This window comes from Arthrobacter sp. LjRoot78, assembly GCF_964254335.1.
Lineage (GTDB): Bacteria > Actinomycetota > Actinomycetes > Actinomycetales > Micrococcaceae > Arthrobacter.
The window spans coordinates 3,744,851-3,763,361 of sequence record NZ_CAXUTG020000001.1; the positions used below are offsets into that span (position 1 = coordinate 3,744,851).

Genomic DNA, 18,511 nt, shown 5'->3' on the forward strand with positions numbered 1-18,511 from the left:
GCTATGCCTTCGCCTTCGTCACGGGCAGCGTTCCGGTGGCGCTGGATACCACCTTGATTTCGCCGCGCGCCGCCTTGCGCCCGATGTCGGTGCGGAACTGTCCGCCTTCAAGCTGGATCAGTTCCACGCCGTCGTACGCCCGTTCGCGGGCCTCTACGAGGTCGGTTCCCAGCGCCACCACGGCAAGGACGCGCCCGCCGGCGGAGACTACTTTGCCTTCCTCGTCCAGCTTGGTGCCCGCGTGGATGACGTGTACGCCTTCCAGCTCGTCAGCCTTCTTGAGTCCGCGGATCCGGTCGCCGGTCCTCGGGGTGTCCGGGTAGTTCTCGGAGGCGACGACGACGGCAACGGCGGTGTCCTTGGACCAGCGCAGCTCTTCCGCCTTGTCCAGTTCGCCCTTGGCCGCGGCCAGGAGCAGCGATCCCAGCGGAGTCTTGAGCCGGGCCAGGACGGCCTGGGTTTCGGGATCGCCGAAGCGGACGTTGAACTCGATGACGCGGGTACCGCGCGAGGTCAGGGCAAGGCCCACGAAAAGCACGCCGACGAAGGGGGTGCCGCGGTGCGCCATCTCGTTGACCGTGGGCTGCGCCACGCGGTCGATGACTTCCTGGACCAAGCCTTCCGGGGCCCACTCCAGCGGGGTGTAGGCGCCCATGCCGCCAGTGTTGGGGCCTTCGTCGTTGTCGAAAATGCGCTTGAAGTCCTGCGCCGGGGAGAGTGCGACGGTGTTCCGGCCGTCGCACAGGACGAAGACGGAAACCTCGGGTCCGTCCAGGAACTCCTCGATCACCACGGAGCCCCCGGCGTCGAAGCAGGTCTGGGCGTGGGCCAGGGCTTCGTCCCGGTTGTTGGTGACCACCACGCCCTTGCCGGCGGCCAGGCCGTCGTCCTTGACCACGTAGGGGGCGCCGAAGGTGTCCAGTGCGTCCGCGGCTTCCTCGGCGGTGCTCGCAACCCGCGCCATGGCGGTGGGCACTCCGGCCTCGGCCATGACCTGCTTGGCAAAGGCCTTGGATGCCTCCAGCTGGGCGGCCGCTTTGCTGGGTCCGAAGACCGGGATTCCTGCGGCGCGGACGGCGTCGGAAACCCCTGCGGCCAGGGGCGCCTCGGGCCCGACCACCACGAGGTCCACACCCAGCTTGGTTGCCAGGGCAGCCACGGCGTCCGGATCATTGCCGTCAATGGCGTGGGTGGGGACCAGCTTGCCGATGCCCGCGTTGCCCGGAGCCGCGTGGACTTCGGAAACGTTGGGGTCTGCAAGCAGGGAGCGGACAATGGCGTGTTCGCGGCCACCAGGGCCAATGACGAGTACCTTCACAGTCTCCAAGGGTACTTTGTGCACCCGGTCCGCTCCTAAGCCGTGACCCGCCCCCGTCAATCCTTAACGCCGGCGGCTACGAACCACCGGCATGAAGAAGCTCACGAACTGGCTCAAGGGTCCCACCGCGCTGGCCGCGCTGGCAGGCGTGGCCGCGGCCGCCGTCGTACTTTCCGTTGCGGAACTGATCGGTGCGTTCTTCACGGCGCGGGCAACGCCAATCATTGCCCTTGGCTCCACTTTCATCGACTTCACGCCGCCGTGGCTGAAGGACTTTGCCATCGCGACGTTCGGCACCAATGACAAGGCTGCACTGTTCGCGGGCATGGGGCTCACCATCTTCCTGCTGGCCTGTGTGCTGGGTGCGGTGGCGTACCGGAAGTGGGCGCTGGGCGTGGCCGGCGTCCTGCTGATGGGCGCCGTCATTGTCGCCAGTGTGGTGACCCGGGCAAGCGTGGAGCCGTTGGACGCCATCCCCTCGCTGATCGGCACCGCCGCCGGGCTGGTGGTGCTGCGCCTGCTGATGACGCGCCTGTGGCGGATGCGCCAGTGGCCCGGTGTGGCCGCGGATGTGGCAGCCAAGGGCGCCGAACGCCCGGCCACGACGCGTCGCGCCTTCTTCGCCGCAACCGGGATCACTGCCGCGGCGGCTGCCATCGCGGCCACCGGGGGCCGCCTCCTCAGCGCGGCACGCAGCAACGTCGCCCAGGCCCGTGAATCCCTGCAGCTCCCGTCGCCGGCAAAGGCCGCCCCCGCCATCCCGGCCGGAGTGCAGTCAGCCGCCCCGGGCGTCACGCCGTGGGTCACCCCCAACAATGAGTTCTACCGGATCGACACCGCCTTGAGCGTGCCGGAGATCAACGCCCAGGACTGGGAGCTCCGGGTGCACGGCCTGGTGGAGCAGGAAGTCACGCTCACGTTCCAGGACCTGCTCGACGCCGAGCTGATCGAATCGCACGTGACCCTCACCTGCGTGTCCAATCCCGTCGGCGGAAACCTCGCCGGCAACGCCAAGTGGCTGGGCTTTCCCCTCCGCGAGGTCCTCAAAATGGCCCGCCCCACGGAGGGCGCCGACATGGTGCTGTCCACTTCCGAGGACGGCTTCAGCGCCTCGACGCCGCTCGAAGTGCTGCGGGACGACCGGGACGCCATGCTGGCGATCGGCATGAACGGAGAGCCGCTGCCGCTGGAACACGGCTACCCCGTGCGCATGGTGGTCCCCGGCCTGTACGGCTTCGTCTCTGCCACCAAGTGGGTGGTGGACCTCGAAGTCACCCGCTTCGCGGACAGCAAGGCGTACTGGACGGACCGGGGCTGGTCCGAGCGCGGCCCCATCAAGACCATGGCCCGGGTGGAGGTGCCCAAGTCCTTCGCGCAGGTCGCGGCCGGCAAGGTGGCGATCGGCGGCACCGCCTGGGCGCAGACGCGCGGCATCACCAAGGTGGAAGTGCAGATCGACAACGGGCCGTGGACCGAGGCCGTGCTGTCCACGGAAGCGTCCGTGGTGACGTGGCGACAGTGGTCGTTCGAGTGGGATGCAACCCCGGGGCCGCACTACATCAAGGCCCGCGCCACCGACGGTACCGGCGAGGTACAGACGGACAAGCGAGCCGATCCCGTGCCCGACGGCGCGTCCGGCTGGCAGTCGGTCATGGTGACCGTGCAATAGCCCGGCCATGGCCCCTGATTTCCCGGGTTTCCAGCACCGGCACCATAGACTTTAGCCATGCCAGAAAATCCGCATGCAACATTCACAGTGGAGTCCGCCGTCGAACTGGCAGTCGTGGAACGAAGCGGTTTCGTTGAATCGCGGCACATCGGCTCAGCCGTGGTTCTTGCCGCCGACGGAACGGTAGTCACGCAGCTCGGCGACATCACCACCCCTATCTACGCCCGCTCTGCGCTGAAGCCGCTCCAGGCCCTCGCCGCCATGCAGGCCGGCGTCCCGCTGCGCGGCGCCCAGGTTGCCCTGGCCTGTGCCAGCCACACCGGGTCGCTGGACCACATGGATGTGGTGGAGGGGATGCTCAAGGCCGCCGGCGTCAAGGAAGAGCAGCTGCAGTGCCCCACCGCCTGGCCGCAGGACGAGAACGCCCGCCACTGGCTGATCCGGTCCGAGCAGGGCAGGTCCAAGCTCGCGTTCAACTGCTCGGGCAAACATGCGGCGTTCCTGTGGGCCTGCACGGAGAACGGCTGGGACACCCACAGCTACCTTGAACCCAACCATCCGCTGCAGCAGCGCGTCCGTTCCGCGATCGAAGAGTACTCCGAGGAGCGGATCGCCCACCTGGGCATCGACGGCTGCGGTGCTCCGGTGGCAGCCATCTCGCTGACCGGACTGGCCCGCGCTTACTCCCGGCTGGCCAAGGCTCCGGGGGACAAGAACTCCAATGCCCGCGCCGCCACCATCGCCACCTCCATGCTGGACTACCCGTGGGCTGTCCAGGGCAAGGGCGAGCCGAACACCATCGTGATGGACGAACTGGAGATCATCGCCAAGATCGGCGCGGAAGGTGTGCTGGCCATGGCCACCACCACGGGCGTCTCCGTGGCCATCAAGGTCCTGGACGGAAACCTGCGCGCCACCACCCTGGTGGGGCTCACGCTGCTGGCCGCCTCCGGCGCCGTGGACATCCCGGGCGTCTCCAGCGTCCTGGAAAAAGTGGTGGAACCCGTGCTCGGCGGCGGACGGCCCGTGGGCAAGATCCGGCTGGGCCACGCCGTCTCGGCCCTGTTGGACTGACATGGCCGTTTCACGACGACGCATCGATATCGACGAAGGCCGCGCCGCCCTGGCCGCGTGGCTGGCAGCCGGCGTCCCGGCGTCCGGCGTTCCGCGTGCCGTGACGGCGACGGCGGTGCGCTACTCGCTGGAAGAGGTCACCGCGAGGGCGCCGGGCAACTCCGTAGAGGTCCGCGTTCCGCCGTTCGGCGTCACGCAGTGCGTGGAGGGCCCCCGCCATACGCGCGGGACTCCCCCGAACGTGATTGAGTGCGACGCCGGCACCTGGCTGGCGATGGTCACCGGCCGGTTGAGCTGGTCGGACGCTGTGGCGTCCGGGAAAGTATCCGCGTCAGGGCTCCGGGCGGACCTGTCGGAGCTGCTCCCGCTGTAGCTAGTTGACCTTGGCCGGGAGCTCGGCTGCCGGGTGCGGGACGGTGCTCTGGAGCTTTGTGGACAGCGCGATCACCACGCCCAGCACAAACGCCATCACCGCGATCAACAGGGACATGATGGCCACGTGGCCGTAGCCGTCAATCCGCGGATCAAGGAACGGGTAGGGGTACCAGTCCGCGAACGGGCCGCGCAGCAGGCTGTATACCAGGTATGCAAGCGGGAAAACCAGCCAGATGAGGGACTCCCGCCGCGAGATCCGCTTCCGGGGCAGGTCCACGAGCCAGTCGATCACGATCACTGTGGGCATGGTGTAGTGCAGCACCACGTTGATCCACGGAACCGCCGTGTCCACCTCGATGTTGCTCAGCAGCAGGCTGTAGGTGATCCCGGTGATGGTCATGTACATGGTGGCGGCGCCGCGCAGGAGCTGCAGCCAGCGGGCGGTCCGCCCCTGCCAGGCGTACCAGCCGGCAATTCCGAACGTTGCCGTGGCGATGATATTGGACTCGACCGTGAAGAAGCTGAAGAAGTTCAGCGGCCGGTAGCTGGCGATGTTCTGGACGTTGTACGTGAACTGTCCCACGAGCGCCGCCAGACACAGCGCCGCGAAGAAGTACCGGAATAGTGCACGTCCCCTGTTTGCCGTCATGGGTTGATCCTGGGCCAGGCCTGCGGGGAAGTTCGGGGAAAAACGCGCAGCCCCGCCCCGGTGTTTTCCGGGACGGGGCTGCGTTTGGTGCGGTTCTTGCGGGTTTCCGGTTGTACGGCCGGCCCCTATTCGTGGTTGATCGCGGCCGAACTGCGCTCCGGCGGACCTGAGTGGCCGCCGGGACGGCTCATTTGGAATCCGGGGATGTCCTTGGGGTTGGGACCGCCCCGGAACTTGGGCGACGGTGCTTCGCCGCCGCTGATCCGGGCAAGCTCCTGGTCCTCGAAGTCATCCTCGACGCCGAGCATGATGGCCGAGTCGTGATTGGTGATTTCGCCGCGGAAGGCACGGACCATGACGCTGCGGTCGAATTGGCCCTCCCATTTGGAGACCACGAACGTGGCCACGCAGTTGCCCAGCAGGTTGACCACTACGCGCATGGAATCCATGAGGCGGTCCGCGCCCAGGAGCAGGGCCACGCCGGCAACCGGGAAGATCCCGAGGGCGGCAGCGGTGGCCGACAGAGCGAGGAACGAGGAGCCGGGCACTCCGGCCATGCCTTTGGAGGTCAGGAGGAGGACACCGAGAGCGGCCAGCTGCTGGCCGAGGTCCAGGTGGTGGCCGAAGGCCTGCGCCAGGAAGAGCAGCGAGATCGACAGGTAGATCGCGGCGCCGTCGAGGTTGAACGAATAGCCGGTGGGAACCACGAGGCCGGTAGTGGCGCGTGAGCAGCCGGCATTGGTCAGCTTGGTCATGATGCGCGGCATCACAGCCTCGGTGGAGGCGGTACCGAGCGCCAGCAGGAACTCCTCGCGGGTGTACTTCAGGAAGTGCCAGAGCGGAACGCGGGCAAAGCCCCAGGCCACGAGGAAGAGCAGTCCAATGAAGACGACGGCCGCGCCGTAGCAGGCGGCAATCAGCAACGCATAGGTACTGAGGGTGTCGAGTCCGTACTGGCCGATGATGAACGCCATGGCGCCGAAAGCGCCGATCGGGGCCACCTTCATGATCCAGGACATGATCTTGAAGATGAGCTCCAGGACGGTCTCCATGAGGCTGATGACCGGCATGCAGCGCTCGCGTCCGATGACGACGATGGCCGCGCCGAAGAACACGGAGAAGAACAGCACCTGCAGGAGGCTGTTGTTCGCGAAGGCGCCGATGACGCTGGTGGGAATGACGTCCAGGATGAAGGCTGCGGCGTCCTTGGGCACGGCATGGCCGGTCTTGGCGTCCAGGGCCTCCTGGGACAGTGTGCTCGGATCGATGTTCAGCCCGGCACCGGGCTGGACGATGTTGCCTACGATCAGGCCGAAGACCAGCGCGAACAGCGTGGCCGCGGTGAAGTAGAGAAGGGCTTTGACTCCGACCCTTCCGACCGCCTTGACGTCGCCTACGGCCGAAATGCCGGTGACGATCACCAGGAAAATCAGCGGCGCGATGATCATCTTGATGAGCTGGATAAATCCATCACCGAGAGGCCTCAGCTGCGAGCCGAGGTCCGGCCAGAAATGTCCGATAAGAACACCTGCCACGACGGCGATCAGAATTTGGAAGAAGAGCGACCTATACAGGGGCTTCTTCTTCGACGGCGCCGAACTCGCCTTCAGCGCCGCGGAATCTGGGATCTTCATTGATCTGTACCTATCAATCGGGAACAGCCCCGGAGATCGGGGTCTGTTTCCAAAGTAACCCCGCTCACATTATTCCGCAAGGGGAAATACAGTTTTCACAATGCGGAAATCTATGACGGTCTGCGGGCACGAAAAAAGCCACGGCCGCGGACGTCCGCACCCTGGATTGCAGGTGCGGATGTCCGCTTCCGTGGCGGAATCTAGCGGAGTCTTCGGCTGTCAGCCGCGGCCGATGAATGGCATGCCCGCGGCGGTGATCACCACCGAGCCGACGCTGGCGGACGGCGGCATGCCGGCCATCAGGAGCACCGCACGTGCGGCGTCCTGCACCGGGAACGTGGGCTCCGCCCTGCGGCTGCCGTCAGCCTGCAGGGCACCGGAGTCCACGCCGATGGTGCCCATGATGTCCGTGGCCGTATTGCCGATGTCGATTTGGCCGCATGTGATGCCGAACTCCCGGCCGTCCAGATCGATGCTCTTGGTCAGGCCTGTCATGGCGTGCTTGGTCACCGTGTAAGCCACGGTCCGGGGCCGCGGCGAATGAGCGGAAATCGACCCGTTGTTGATGATCCGGCCGCCCTGCGGCTCCTGGGCTTTCATGGCCCGCACCGCAGCGGCAGCGCACAGCATGGAACCGCTGAGGTTCACCGCCACAACCGCATCCCAGTCGGCCACGCTGATCTCGTCCACCGACGCGGCCGGGCCGAACACGCCCGCGTTGTTGAACAGGACGTCCACTCTCCCCCACTTCTGGCGGGCCGCAGCGAAAAGGCGCTCGACGTCGTCGGGCACTGTCACGTCGCACGGCACCGTCAGGGACTGACGGTGGCCGGCAGCGGACTCCAGCAGCGGAGCCTCGCGGCGGCCGGCAAGCACCACGCGGTACCCCTCGGCCAGCATGAGCCGCGCTACCGCCCGGCCGATCCCGGAACCTGCTCCGGTCACGACGGCGACCGGCCCCGGCCGGTGGGGTGGAACGGGCCTGTGGGTTGCAGTCATTCGTCGCTCCTTGCGTTGAGGGCCGGGCTGCCCAAGCCCGGGCTACCGCGCGGCAGGCACTTCCGCTGCCGTTATGGGCCAGCCTATGACTGTCTTGGGCCGCGGTGTGGCGTAAGTCCGGACTTTGGACGTGGACAGTCCCAGCCGCACGAGGGACTCCGCGATTGTCACGGCCGCCGCCACTCCGTCCACCACCGGAACCCCGGCACGCTGGCGGATCTCCTCGTCCAGTCCGGCCATGCCGCCGCAGCCCAGGACAATGACCTCGGCTTTGTCCTCGCGGACGGCAACCAGCGCCTGCTCGACGATCGCTTCCACGGCCCGCTCCGGCTCCTCTTCCAGCTCCAGGACCGCCATGCCGCTGGCCCGAACGGAGGCGCACCGGGCGTCGAGGCCGGCCAGCTTCAGCCGGTCCTCGATCAGCGGAACCGCCCGGTCAAGGGTGGTGACCACTGAATACTTGTGTCCGAGGAACATCGCCGTGGAGGCTGCCGCCTCGGTGATGTCGACGACGGGGACGTCCAGGAGCTCCTGCAGCCCCTCCCGTCCGTGCTCGCCGTAGCCGGCCTGGATAACGGCGTCGAACGGTTCCGGGTAATTGACCACGGCGTCCATGACGGCGATCGCAGCGAGGTAGCTTTCGAAGTTTCCCTCGCAGGAGTCCGCGCCGAACCGCGGCGTGATCCCGACGATCTCGGTGCCCGGCGCCGCGACGGACCGCGCCTGGGCCGCGATGGAGTCGGTCATGGACTGCGTTGTATTTACGTTGGCGACAAGAATGCGCATGTCTGTCTCTTCCGTTTTCCGTGCTGAACTTTTCCGTGCCGGACTTTTCCGCGGCGGGGTGTCAGTGGGTGCTCGCGATGGCGATGGCTTCGCCGTCGACATCTTCCAGCCGCTGCGAGCGGTCCGCAATGAAGTAGTACACCACTGCGGCGATGCCGGCCGCGAAGAACCACGCAAACGGGGCGGCTGCCTCGAGCGCCGGAACGAAGGCTATCAGGAGCGCGACGGCGGCTGCCGGGACCAGGGCGATGATGGCCCGGGGGTTGAAGCCTTTCGTGTAGTAATACGCTCCGGCGGGGTCGTCGCTGTAAAGCTCCGGCACATTGACCCGTCCTCGGCGCAGCAGCCAGTAGTCGGCCATGACTACGCCGAACAGCGGGCCGAGCAATGCCCCTAGGCCGCCGAGGAAGTACACGATCACGAGCGGGTTGTTGTAAAGGTTCCACGGCAGGATGATGAGTCCGATGGTGCCGCTGACCCAGGCCGCCTTGCGGAAATTCAGGTGCTTCGGGAACAGGTTGGTCAGTGCGTAGACCGGGGCCACGAAGTTGGCCATCAGGTTCACGGCGATGGTCAGGATGAGCAGGGCAAGGCAGGCCAGGACAAGGAACAGCGTGTTCGGAATGGTCTGGACAATGTCCGACGGGCTCTGGATGACAGTGCCGTTGATTTTGAACTGGCCGCCGGCCATGACCACCACGATGGCGCCGAAGAGAAGCATGTTGATCGGAATTCCCCAGAAGTTGCCTCGGACCACGGCCTTCTTGGAGACGGCGGACCGGGTGAAGTCGCAGAAGTTCAGGACGAACGTTCCGTAGATGGCCACCCAGAGGGCACCGCCGGCGAAGATGGTGCGCCACATGTCGGCGCCTTCGAGGGCGTTGTCCGAGGCCCAGGCGATGGAACCGCCGGCTTCAACGAAGATCCAGATGGCGATGGCCGCCATGGTCACCAGGATGACGGGGCCGGCAAATGCTTCGTATTTGCGGATCATCTCCATGCCGAAACTGACAATGACCAGCTGGACGATCCAGAGGAACACAAAGGCCGCCCAGCCCAGCGTGGATAGTCCGAGGACCGAGTTGGTGTCCAGTTCATGCAGCGAAGGAACCATGGCCACGAGCATGACGCGGAGCACGACCGACGCCAGGTAGGTCTGGATGCCGAACCAGGCAACCGCCACCGCGCCGCGCAGGAGGCTGGCGATCTGGGCTCCCCTGATACCGAAGCTGATCCGGCTCATGACGGGGAACGGCACGCCGGTCTTGACGCCCATGAAGCCGGAGAAGCTCAGGAGGGCGAACAACAGGACTGCGCCGACTCCAAGGGCAAGGAGGATCTGCCAGCCGCCGAGGCCCAGTGCGAAGAGGCCGATGGCGAAGGCATAGTTGCCGAGGCTGTGGACGTCATTGGCCCACAGGGTAAAGATGCTGTAGCTGGTCCAGCGGCGGCCTTCGCGCTTTGTTGGAGCAAGGTCAATGTTGTACAGGCTGGGACTGATGGTGCGCCCGGACGCGGCACTTGCGGCTTCGCACAGGGCATCGACGCCCGTTGCAGGATGGACCGGCTGGCCCGACGTCACTGTCGGGCCGGGAGCCGTTTCGACGCCGACTGATGGGGTCGTCTGCATCTGGATCTCCAGTTCTAGGGATGGGTTGGGGCGGAAGTCTGCGCTTCCGAAACTTGGTTCCACATTATGGAAAACTGGTTTTGTGGAGTGGAATAACTTTATGACCTGCGTCACGCCGCGGTCAAGGAGGCGGCACTGTCACAATCGGTCCGCAAGCACCCTTGAAGCCGTCCCGGTGCGCCGGATCACAACCCCGCCTTGACCACTCGCCCGCTCCTGCATAATCTCGAATGGCAAGAATGTTTTCTCACAATACGAAAACTTAGAGCCCAGACATTCAAAGATGAAAAGAGGCTGCCGTGGCTGCAGGAGAAGATACCTCCCATATCCTCAGCGGGTTGACTAACCAGCTGCCTGATCGTGATCCGGAAGAGACCGCCGAATGGATTGAGTCCCTGGATACGCTGATCAGGGAACAGGGCACCGAGCGTGCCCAGTACATCATGCGCAGTCTCCTGCAGCGTGCCGGCGCCCAGAGCGTCGGGGTTCCGATGGTCACCACCACGGACTATGTGAACACCATCCCGGTGGACCAGGAAGCGGAGTTCCCCGGGAACGAGGAATACGAACGCCGCTACCGGGCGTACATGCGCTGGAACGCCGCGGTGATGGTGCACCGGTCCCAGCGGCCGAACATCGGCGTGGGCGGGCACATCTCCACCTACGCCGGGGCCGCGACCCTGTACGAGGTCGGCTTCAACCACTTCTTCCGCGGCAAGGACCACCCCGGCGGCGGGGACCAGGTCTTCTTCCAGGGCCACGCCTCCCCCGGCATGTACGCCCGCGCGTTCATGGAAGGACGCCTGAGCGAAGAGGACCTGGACGGGTTCCGGCAGGAAAAGTCCAAGGCCGGCCACGCCCTGTCCTCGTACCCGCACCCGCGGCTGATGCCGGACTTCTGGGAATTCCCCACGGTGTCCATGGGCATCGGGCCGATGAACGCGATCTACCAGGCCCAGTCCAACCGGTACCTGCACAACCGGGGCCTGAAAGACACCTCGGACCAGCAGGTCTGGGCGTTCCTGGGCGACGGGGAAATGGACGAGCCCGAGTCCCGCGGCCTGCTCCAGCTCGCCGCGAACGAGAACCTGGACAACCTGAACTTCGTGATCAACTGCAACCTCCAGCGCCTTGACGGACCGGTGCGCGGCAACGGCAAGATCATGCAGGAACTCGAAGCGTTCTTCCGCGGCGCGGGCTGGAACGTCATCAAGGTCGTCTGGGGCCGGGAGTGGGATGACCTGCTGACCCGGGACGCCGACGGGTCGCTGGTGAAGATCATGAACGAAACCCCGGACGGGGACTACCAGACCTACAAGGCCGAGTCCGGCGGGTTCGTCCGCGAGCACTTCTTCGGGAAGACCCCGCAGACCAAGGAACTGGTCGCGGACCTGAGCGATGACCAGATCTGGAACCTCAAGCGCGGCGGCCACGACTACCGCAAGGTCTACGCCGCGTACAAGGCCGCGACCGAATTCAAGGGCAAACCCACCGTCATCCTGGCCAAAACCGTCAAGGGCTACGGACTCGGACCGCACTTCGAAGGCCGCAACGCCACCCACCAGATGAAGAAACTCACCCTGGATGACCTCAAGGAATTCAGGGACTACTTGAGGATTCCGATTTCCGACGCACGGCTGGAAGAGGACCCGTACAGCCCGCCCTATTTCCACCCCGGTGCGGACGCTCCCGAGATCGCCTACCTCCTTGAACGAAGAAGGGAACTAGGAGGCTACACGCCCGAGCGCCGGCCCAACCACAAGGCCATTGAATTGCCCGACGCCAAGACCTTCGATGTCGCCAAGCGCGGCACGGGCAAGCAGCAGGCAGCCACCACCATGGCCTTCGTCAGGCTCCTCAAGGACCTGCTCCGCGACAAGAAGTTCGGGCACCGGATCGTTCCCATTGTTCCGGACGAATCCCGGACCTTCGGCATGGATGCTTTCTTCCCGACGGCGAAGATCTACAACCCCAAGGGCCAGAACTACCTGTCCGTGGACCGGGACCTGGTCCTGGCCTACAAGGAATCCGCCCAGGGCCAGCTGATCCACCCCGGCATCAACGAAGCCGGCGCCGTCGCAGCCTTCACCGCCGCCGGCACCGCCTACGCCACCCACGGGGTGCCGCTGATCCCGGTCTACGTGTTCTACTCCATGTTCGGCTTCCAGCGCACCGGCGACGCCTTCTGGGCAGCCGCGGACCAAATGACCCGCGGCTTCATCATCGGCGCCACCGCAGGCCGGACCACCCTCACCGGCGAAGGACTCCAGCACGCCGACGGGCACTCCCCAATCCTCGCCGCCACCAACCCGGCAGTGGTCACCTACGACCCCGCCTACGGCTACGAAATGGGCCACATCGTCCGCGACGGCATCGAGCGCATGTATGGACCTGAGGCTGCAAGCGGCGAAGGAACCGGAGCCGCATCCGATAAAAACCTGATGTACTACATCACCGTCTACAACGAACCCATCACCCAGCCCAACGAGCCAGAGAACCTCGACGTCAACGGTGTGCTGAAAGGCATCTACCGGGTGTCTGCGTCGAGCACTGAGGGTCCGAAGAGCCAGATCCTGGCTTCGGGCGTTTCGGTGCCGTGGGCGCTGGAGGCCCAGCGGATCCTGGCTGAGGACTGGGGCGTCTCGGCGGACGTCTGGTCCGTCACGTCCTGGAACGAGCTCCGCCGCGACGGCCTGGCGGCCGAGGAGGAAGCCTTCCTGAACCCCGGTGAACCGGCCCGGATCCCGTTTGTGGCCCAGCAACTGGCCGATGCGCAGGGCCCCGTCGTGGCGGTCTCGGACTACATGAAGGCCGTCCCGGACCAGATCCGGCAATTTCTGCCGCATCAGTTCGCCTCGCTCGGCGCGGACGGCTTCGGCTTCTCCGACACCCGCGCCGCGGCACGCCGCTTCTTCAAGAACGACACCCACTCCATCGTGGTGAAGACGTTGCAGCTGCTCGCGGCAAGGGGCGACGTGGAGGAGGGCGCGCCGTCGTACGCCATGGACCGCTACAAGCTCCTGGATGTCAACGCCGGCACCACCGGCGGAGCGGGCGGCGACGCCTGAGCGGCTCATCCCTACGACAGTTGACGGCAGTCGTCCTCTGGAACAACTGCCGTCAACTGTCGTGTGGCTGGATAGGCTGGGGCGATGGCTGACATACGGGAACGGAGTACGACGGCGGTGCTGCTCGCCGCCGGGGCGGGCACCCGTTTGGGGCGGGGCCCCAAGGCCCTGCTGCCGTTCCGCGGCCGCACCCTGGTGGAAGTGCTCGCCGGGGTGCTGCTCGACGGCGGCTGCCGCGACGTCGTGGTTGTCCTCGGGGCCGACTCGGCGAACGTCGGCAACACCGCGGACCTGACCCCGTACACCGTCGTCCAGAACCCTGACTGGCAGACCGGGATGGGCGGTTCGTTCCGGTCTGGCGTTGCGGCCGCGACAGCCGGGGACCATGTGCTGATAGCGCTGGTCGACCAGCCCGGGCTGACCCGGGAAACAGTGGCCCGGCTCCTGTCGTTGCACCGGCCAGGCCGGGTGACGGCCGCCGCCTACCGGGCACCGGACGGCGCCCTCGAACGGGGTCATCCGCTGCTGCTGGACGCCACCTTGCGTGCCGAAGCGGCGGAATCAGCAACGGGCGACGCCGGTGCACGCTTCTTCCTCGGGGCCCACCCGGAACTCATCGACCTGGTGGACTGCAGCGACCAGTCCGGCGGCGGGGACCTGGATTCACCGGACCAGCTGGGGCTGCTCGACTAGAGCAGTTCAGTGCCGCATTCCCGCTGCGAGCAACTCCTCCAGTCCGCGTTTGAAGCCGGACCGGCCGCCATGGGCGGGATGCCTGATCTTCGTCGCGTCCAGTCCGCTCCGCTGCAGGCTGCGGTGCGCCACGTTGCCCACCGCCACCACGGTTTCAATGGGAAACAGCTCCGTCAGCGACTCCCAGAACGGTGTTCCGAGTGCCGCTTCCGCTGCCGTGGGAGTGCGGTTGGACAGCGGACGTCCCGCCACGTGCGTATGCCACGGACAGGCGCTCCACAGCAGCGGCAGGAATTCCAGCTCGGCCAGCACGTCCCACATCACCGTTGCGGTGGGCTCCGCGGCAATCCCCGCAGCATCCGGCGGCAGCACGTAGCCCTTCCCCGGTCCGAACAGCCCGAAGCTGTTGGCCGGCCCCTCAAACATGGTGCGGTTCGTGAAGGGAACTCCGGTGATCCGCATGCCCCTGAACCCGGGGGCCTCCCCCACCAGCAGCACCTTCGGGGCGCGGTCCAGCATTTCCTGGAGGTAGATCTGCAGGTTCCGCCGCCGCCGCGCATTTTCCGGGACGGCGTGATCGAAGAAGTTGTTGCACGCCGGGCCGGTTGCCACGGCCGCGAGCCTGTCAACGAAGGCCGCTATGGACGGCGTGCTCACGTTGGCCCCCTTCCAAGCGCGAACGGGCAGATATGGCCCTCGAAAGCGGCCGGGTTGGGGTCATTATCTGCCCGTTCGCGCCAAGGTGACCCGGCTACCAGCGCGGGTGGATCGCTTCGCGGAAGTAGCGGTCGTAGATTTCATGGACACCTACGTCGAACGTCGCGTCGATGCCGCTGACGCCCGCGGCGGCAGCGTTGGAGCGGGCCTGCTCCACGTTCCGCGCCCCCGGGATGACGGTGCTGACACCGTCCTGCGCCGCGATCCACGCGATGGCCGCCTGTGCGGTGCTGACGCCGTCGGGCACCAGTTCCTCGAACTCGGCCACCGCTTTGAGGCCCTGCCCGAAGTCCACGCCGGAGAAGGTCTCCCCGACGTCGAACGCGGAGCCGGTGCGGTTGTAGTTCCGGTGGTCGTCCGCCGCGAAGGACGTGTCCTCGGTGTACTTGCCGGAGAGCAGGCCCGAGGCGAGCGGGACCCTGGCGATGATGCCCACCCCGGCTGCCTCGGCCGCGGGCAGCACTTCGTCCAGCGGCTTGAGCCGGAAGGCGTTGAGGATGATCTGCACGGTGGCCGTGCCTTCGTGGCGCATGGCTTCGAGGGCTTCGTCGGTCCGCTCCACGCTGACGCCGTAGTTCCGGATGGCACCTTCGGCCACGAGGATGTCCAGTGCGTCGTAGACCTCGGCGTTGCTGTACACGGCGGTGGGCGGGCAGTGCAGCTGGACCAGGTCCAGCTGCTCGAGGCCCAGGTTGCGCCGGGACCGGTCCGTCCACTCACGGAAGTTGGCGAGGTTGTAGTTCTCCGGCTGCTGGTCCATCCGGCGGCCCATCTTGGTGGCCACGGTGATGTCCAGGCCCGGGTTGTCCGCCAGGAACGCGCCGATGGCCTGCTCGCTCCGGCCGTCGCCATAGACGTCCGCGGTGTCGAAGAACGTGACGCCCTCTTCCACGGAGGCGGCCAGGATGGCCTGCGCCTGCGCGGGGTCCACGTTGCCCCAGTCCGCGCCAAGCTGCCACGTGCCCAGCCCAACGATGGAGACGTTCCGTCCGGTCTTGCCCAACAATCGCTTTTCCATCATCCGACTATAGGCCGTTAGCGCTCTCAAGGCGCGTGGCCAGTCCCGCTTCCTTCAGCCCCAGGTAGATCTTGTCCCGTGCGATGGGGAGCTCGGCGAACCTCACCCCCGTGGCGTTCCGGATAGCGTTGGCGAGCGCCGGTGCCACCGGGTTGAACGGGCTCTCGCTCATCGATTTCGCCCCGAGCGGGCCCAGTTTGTCGCTGGTCTCGGCGAAATAGACCTCGCTGCGGGGCACGTCCGCGAAGGTGGGGATGTGGTATTGCCGCAGGATGTCCGTGGTGACCTTCCCGCCGTCGTCCACCTTCACTTCCTCGTACAGCGCGGCGCCGAGGGCCTGCGCGATCCCGCCTTCGACCTGCCCGCGGCATTGCCGCGGATTGACCACCACGCCGGCGTCGGCGGCCTGCACGCTCTGCAAAATCTTCAGTTCGCCGGTTCCGGTGTTGACGGCCACCCGGAAGCCTTGGACGTTGAACGCCACCGATCGCGGCGTGCCGCCCCAGTGCCCCTCGGTGGCAAGCTCGACGCCGGCGGCTGCAGCGGCGTCGAAGATTTCCGTCAGCGGCACCCGCGTTCCCTCGCACACCACGGCGTCCTCGTCCAGCACGCAGCCGGAGGACTGCACCTGGCGGATGCCGGCGGCGAACGCCCGGATCCGGATAGCGAGCTCTTCCGCCGCCGCCAGCGTGGCCTTGCCGGCCACCACGGTTCCGGCCGAGCCGAACGCGCCGGTATCGTGCTGCACCAGGTCCGTGTCCGACTGCCGTACGGTGATTCGCGCCGCCGTCGTGGACAGGGCGGTGGCCGCGAGCTGGGCGTGGACAGTCGTGGTGCCGTTGCCGAATTCGGCGGTCCCGACGTCGGCGGCGTACGTTCCGTCCGGAAGGAGCCGGAGCCTGGAGTGGGCAAAGTGGCCCCGTGGCGGGACGGTGTCGATCATGGACAGCGCCGTCCCCTCCCCCGTGACCCAGTCCGGGCCCAGGTCATCGAGGCCGGCGGCCCGGTAGCGTTCGAGCCCGCGGGCCAGCGCGTCCTGCACCAGGCTGGTGCACTGGTCCAGCCCGTAGCTGCCGTAGTGCACGTCCTCTTCCGGTTCGGAGTGCGTGGAGAGCATGTCGTCACCTTCGAGGACCATGTTGCGGCGGCGGAACTCCAGCGGATCCATCCCGATCCCGGTGGCGAGCTCGTCGATGCCCGACTCGATGGCGAAGATCATCTGGCTCAGGCCGTAGCCCCGGAACGCGCCGGACGGCACCGTGTTCGTGTACACCGCGTGGGCGTCCACCTTCTTGTTGGCGCACTTGTACACGCCGAGGGATTCGCCGCAGCCGTGGAACATCACGCCCGGGGCATGGTTGCCGTAGGCGCCGGTGTTGGTGAGCACGTCCAGCTGCAGCGCGGTGAGCCGGCCGTCCCTACTGGCCCCGGCCTTGAGGTGGATGGTGAACGGGTGCCGGGTGGTGGCGGCCGTGAACTGCTCGGTCCGGGTGAATTCGAGCTGCACGGGGCGCTTCAGTTTCAGCGCGGCCAGGGCCACGACGTCCTCGGTGAGCACTTCCTGCTTGCCGCCAAAGCCGCCTCCCACGCGGCCGGCCACCACGCGGATCTGTTCCTCGGGCAGGTCAAAGACCCGCGCGAGGGTGCGCCGGACCAGGAACGGGACCTGGCTGGAGGTGCGGACCTGGAGCCGGCCGTCGTCGTCGACCGAGGCGATCGCGGCGTGCGTTTCCAGCGCAGTGTGCTGCACGCGGTGGGTCCGGTAGGTCTGCTCATGGATGAAGTCGGCCTCGGCAAACCCGGCGGCTACGCTGCCCAGTTCCGAATGCAGCTCCGCCACAACGTTCTGTTCGGGCCGGCTGATGCGCGCCGTGGCCGCGTCCTTCCCGCCGTGGACCGCCAGGGCCCCGGGGCGCATCGCTTCCTCGGGAGTGAAGACCGCCTCCAGCACCTCGTAATCGACGTTGAGGGCGCGCACGCCGGCTTCCGCCGCCGCCACGGAATCGGCGACGACGGCGGCAACTTTCTGCCCGATGAACCGGACGACGTCGTCCAGGACCCGGGTGTCGTCCGGATCGTCGGTGTACAGCTCATGCTGGGCCGTGGAGAACAGCTGCGCGGGGGCGTCCTCGTGGGTGAAGACGGCCACCACGCCGGGGATCTCCAGTGCGGCGGTTGAGTCGATGGAAAGCACCCGGGCGTGGGCGTGCGGTGACCGCAGGAGTTTCAGGTGCAGCAGTCCGGGCAGTTCCTCCGCGGGCACGTCCAGTGTGTAGCGGGCCCTTCCTGTCACGACGGCGAGGCTCGCCGGGGCGGGAACATCGGCACCAAGCTGGCCCGGCTTGGGCTCGGGCTGCCCTTCGCCGGCGATCCCCGAACCGGGACCCTTGGGGTCCGGGTGCCCTTCACGGCCGCAGACGGCGTCCTCGATGGCCCGGTAGCCGGTGCAGCGGCAAAGGTTTCCCTTGAGGTTCCGGGGCAGGTTTTCCTTTTGCTCCTCGTCGAACGTGGCGGCCGTCATCACCATGCCGGCAGTGCAGAATCCGCACTGGAACCCCTGGCGGTCCAGGAACTGCTGCTGCATCGGGTGGAGGGCGTCGGCGTCGGACGCGGTTCCGTCGGCGCTTCCACAGGTCCCTGCCAGCCCCTCAATAGTGGTGACGGCGTGCCCTTCGGCCCGAACGGCCGGGTAGATGCAGCTGTGGACGGGCGTGCCGTCCACGTGGACCGTGCAGGCGCCGCAGTCGCCGCCGTCGCAGCCTTTCTTGACGCCGAAGTTGCCCTGCTCCCGCAGGAAGGTGCGCAGGCACTGCCCGGGACGCGGCTCGGCCGCAGCCGGGACGCCGTTGATTTCAATGGCGCGGGTGGTCTCGTTGGCCAT

Annotated in this window: 14 protein-coding genes; 5 read left to right on the plus strand and 9 right to left on the minus strand. The window is 66.8% G+C overall.

Going from position 1 to position 18,511, the window contains the following annotated elements; all coding sequences use genetic code 11:
- Position 1 precedes the first annotated feature (1 nt).
- Positions 2-1,318: a phosphoribosylamine--glycine ligase gene (gene purD, locus ACSQ1X_RS17415; RefSeq protein WP_436059365.1), complete on the minus strand. Its 1,317-nt coding sequence runs from the start codon at positions 1,316-1,318 to the stop codon at positions 2-4.
- A 91-nt stretch (positions 1,319-1,409) separates the two neighbouring features.
- Between purD and ACSQ1X_RS17420 the strand changes: the two genes are divergently transcribed.
- From ACSQ1X_RS17420 to ACSQ1X_RS17430, 3 genes are read left to right on the plus strand one after another with little or no spacing between them, the layout of a single operon-like run.
- Complete coding sequence (locus tag ACSQ1X_RS17420; RefSeq protein ID WP_436058579.1) at positions 1,410-2,987, plus strand: molybdopterin-dependent oxidoreductase; 1,578 nt, start codon at positions 1,410-1,412, stop codon at positions 2,985-2,987.
- A 57-nt stretch (positions 2,988-3,044) separates the two neighbouring features.
- A complete protein-coding gene (locus ACSQ1X_RS17425; RefSeq protein ID WP_055805045.1) occupies positions 3,045-4,061 on the plus strand; it encodes an asparaginase in 1,017 nt (338 codons plus the stop codon).
- 1 nt (position 4,062) lies between these two features.
- Positions 4,063-4,434 (plus strand): sterol carrier family protein, encoded by a 372-nt coding sequence (locus ACSQ1X_RS17430; RefSeq protein WP_436058580.1) that lies wholly within the window; start codon positions 4,063-4,065, stop codon positions 4,432-4,434.
- Here the strand turns inward: ACSQ1X_RS17430 and ACSQ1X_RS17435 are convergent, their stop codons facing one another.
- The 5 genes from ACSQ1X_RS17435 to ACSQ1X_RS17455 all read right to left on the minus strand — a co-directional run bounded on the left by ACSQ1X_RS17435 (position 4,435) and on the right by ACSQ1X_RS17455 (position 10,134).
- Positions 4,435-5,085 carry a Pr6Pr family membrane protein gene (locus ACSQ1X_RS17435; protein WP_436058581.1) on the minus strand — a complete coding sequence of 217 codons (651 nt, stop codon included), beginning with the start codon at positions 5,083-5,085 and terminating at the stop codon, positions 4,435-4,437.
- Positions 5,086-5,210: 125 nt separating this feature from the next.
- Entirely contained in the window at positions 5,211-6,719 is a 1,509-nt protein-coding gene (locus ACSQ1X_RS17440) for a cation:dicarboxylate symporter family transporter (protein WP_436058582.1), read from the minus strand.
- Positions 6,720-6,938: 219 nt separating this feature from the next.
- Positions 6,939-7,718: an SDR family oxidoreductase gene (locus ACSQ1X_RS17445; protein ID WP_436058583.1), complete on the minus strand. Its 780-nt coding sequence runs from the start codon at positions 7,716-7,718 to the stop codon at positions 6,939-6,941.
- Between the two features lie 42 nt (positions 7,719-7,760).
- The gene (locus ACSQ1X_RS17450; RefSeq protein WP_436058584.1) at positions 7,761-8,504 is read right to left on the minus strand and encodes an aspartate/glutamate racemase family protein; all 744 of its coding nucleotides are present in this window, start codon (positions 8,502-8,504) and stop codon (positions 7,761-7,763) included.
- 61 nt (positions 8,505-8,565) lie between these two features.
- On the minus strand, positions 8,566-10,134 hold the full coding sequence (locus ACSQ1X_RS17455) for an NCS1 family nucleobase:cation symporter-1 (RefSeq protein WP_436058585.1): 1,569 nt from the start codon (positions 10,132-10,134) through the stop codon (positions 8,566-8,568).
- Positions 10,135-10,433: 299 nt separating this feature from the next.
- Between ACSQ1X_RS17455 and aceE the strand changes: the two genes are divergently transcribed.
- Both aceE and nboR read left to right on the plus strand, forming a co-directional pair.
- Positions 10,434-13,202, plus strand: coding sequence for a pyruvate dehydrogenase (acetyl-transferring), homodimeric type (gene aceE / locus ACSQ1X_RS17460; protein WP_436058586.1), 2,769 nt, complete (start codon positions 10,434-10,436; stop codon positions 13,200-13,202).
- A gap of 84 nt (positions 13,203-13,286) precedes the next feature.
- The gene (gene nboR / locus ACSQ1X_RS17465; protein WP_436058587.1) at positions 13,287-13,895 is read left to right on the plus strand and encodes a nicotine blue oxidoreductase; all 609 of its coding nucleotides are present in this window, start codon (positions 13,287-13,289) and stop codon (positions 13,893-13,895) included.
- A 6-nt stretch (positions 13,896-13,901) separates the two neighbouring features.
- Here the strand turns inward: nboR and ACSQ1X_RS17470 are convergent, their stop codons facing one another.
- From ACSQ1X_RS17470 to ACSQ1X_RS17480, 3 genes are all read right to left on the minus strand, one after another.
- Complete coding sequence (locus tag ACSQ1X_RS17470; protein ID WP_436058588.1) at positions 13,902-14,552, minus strand: uracil-DNA glycosylase; 651 nt, start codon at positions 14,550-14,552, stop codon at positions 13,902-13,904.
- Between the two features lie 94 nt (positions 14,553-14,646).
- Positions 14,647-15,630 carry an aldo/keto reductase gene (locus ACSQ1X_RS17475; protein WP_055807669.1) on the minus strand — a complete coding sequence of 328 codons (984 nt, stop codon included), beginning with the start codon at positions 15,628-15,630 and terminating at the stop codon, positions 14,647-14,649.
- Positions 15,631-15,637: 7 nt separating this feature from the next.
- Entirely contained in the window at positions 15,638-18,511 is a 2,874-nt protein-coding gene (locus tag ACSQ1X_RS17480) for a molybdopterin-dependent oxidoreductase (protein ID WP_436058589.1), read from the minus strand.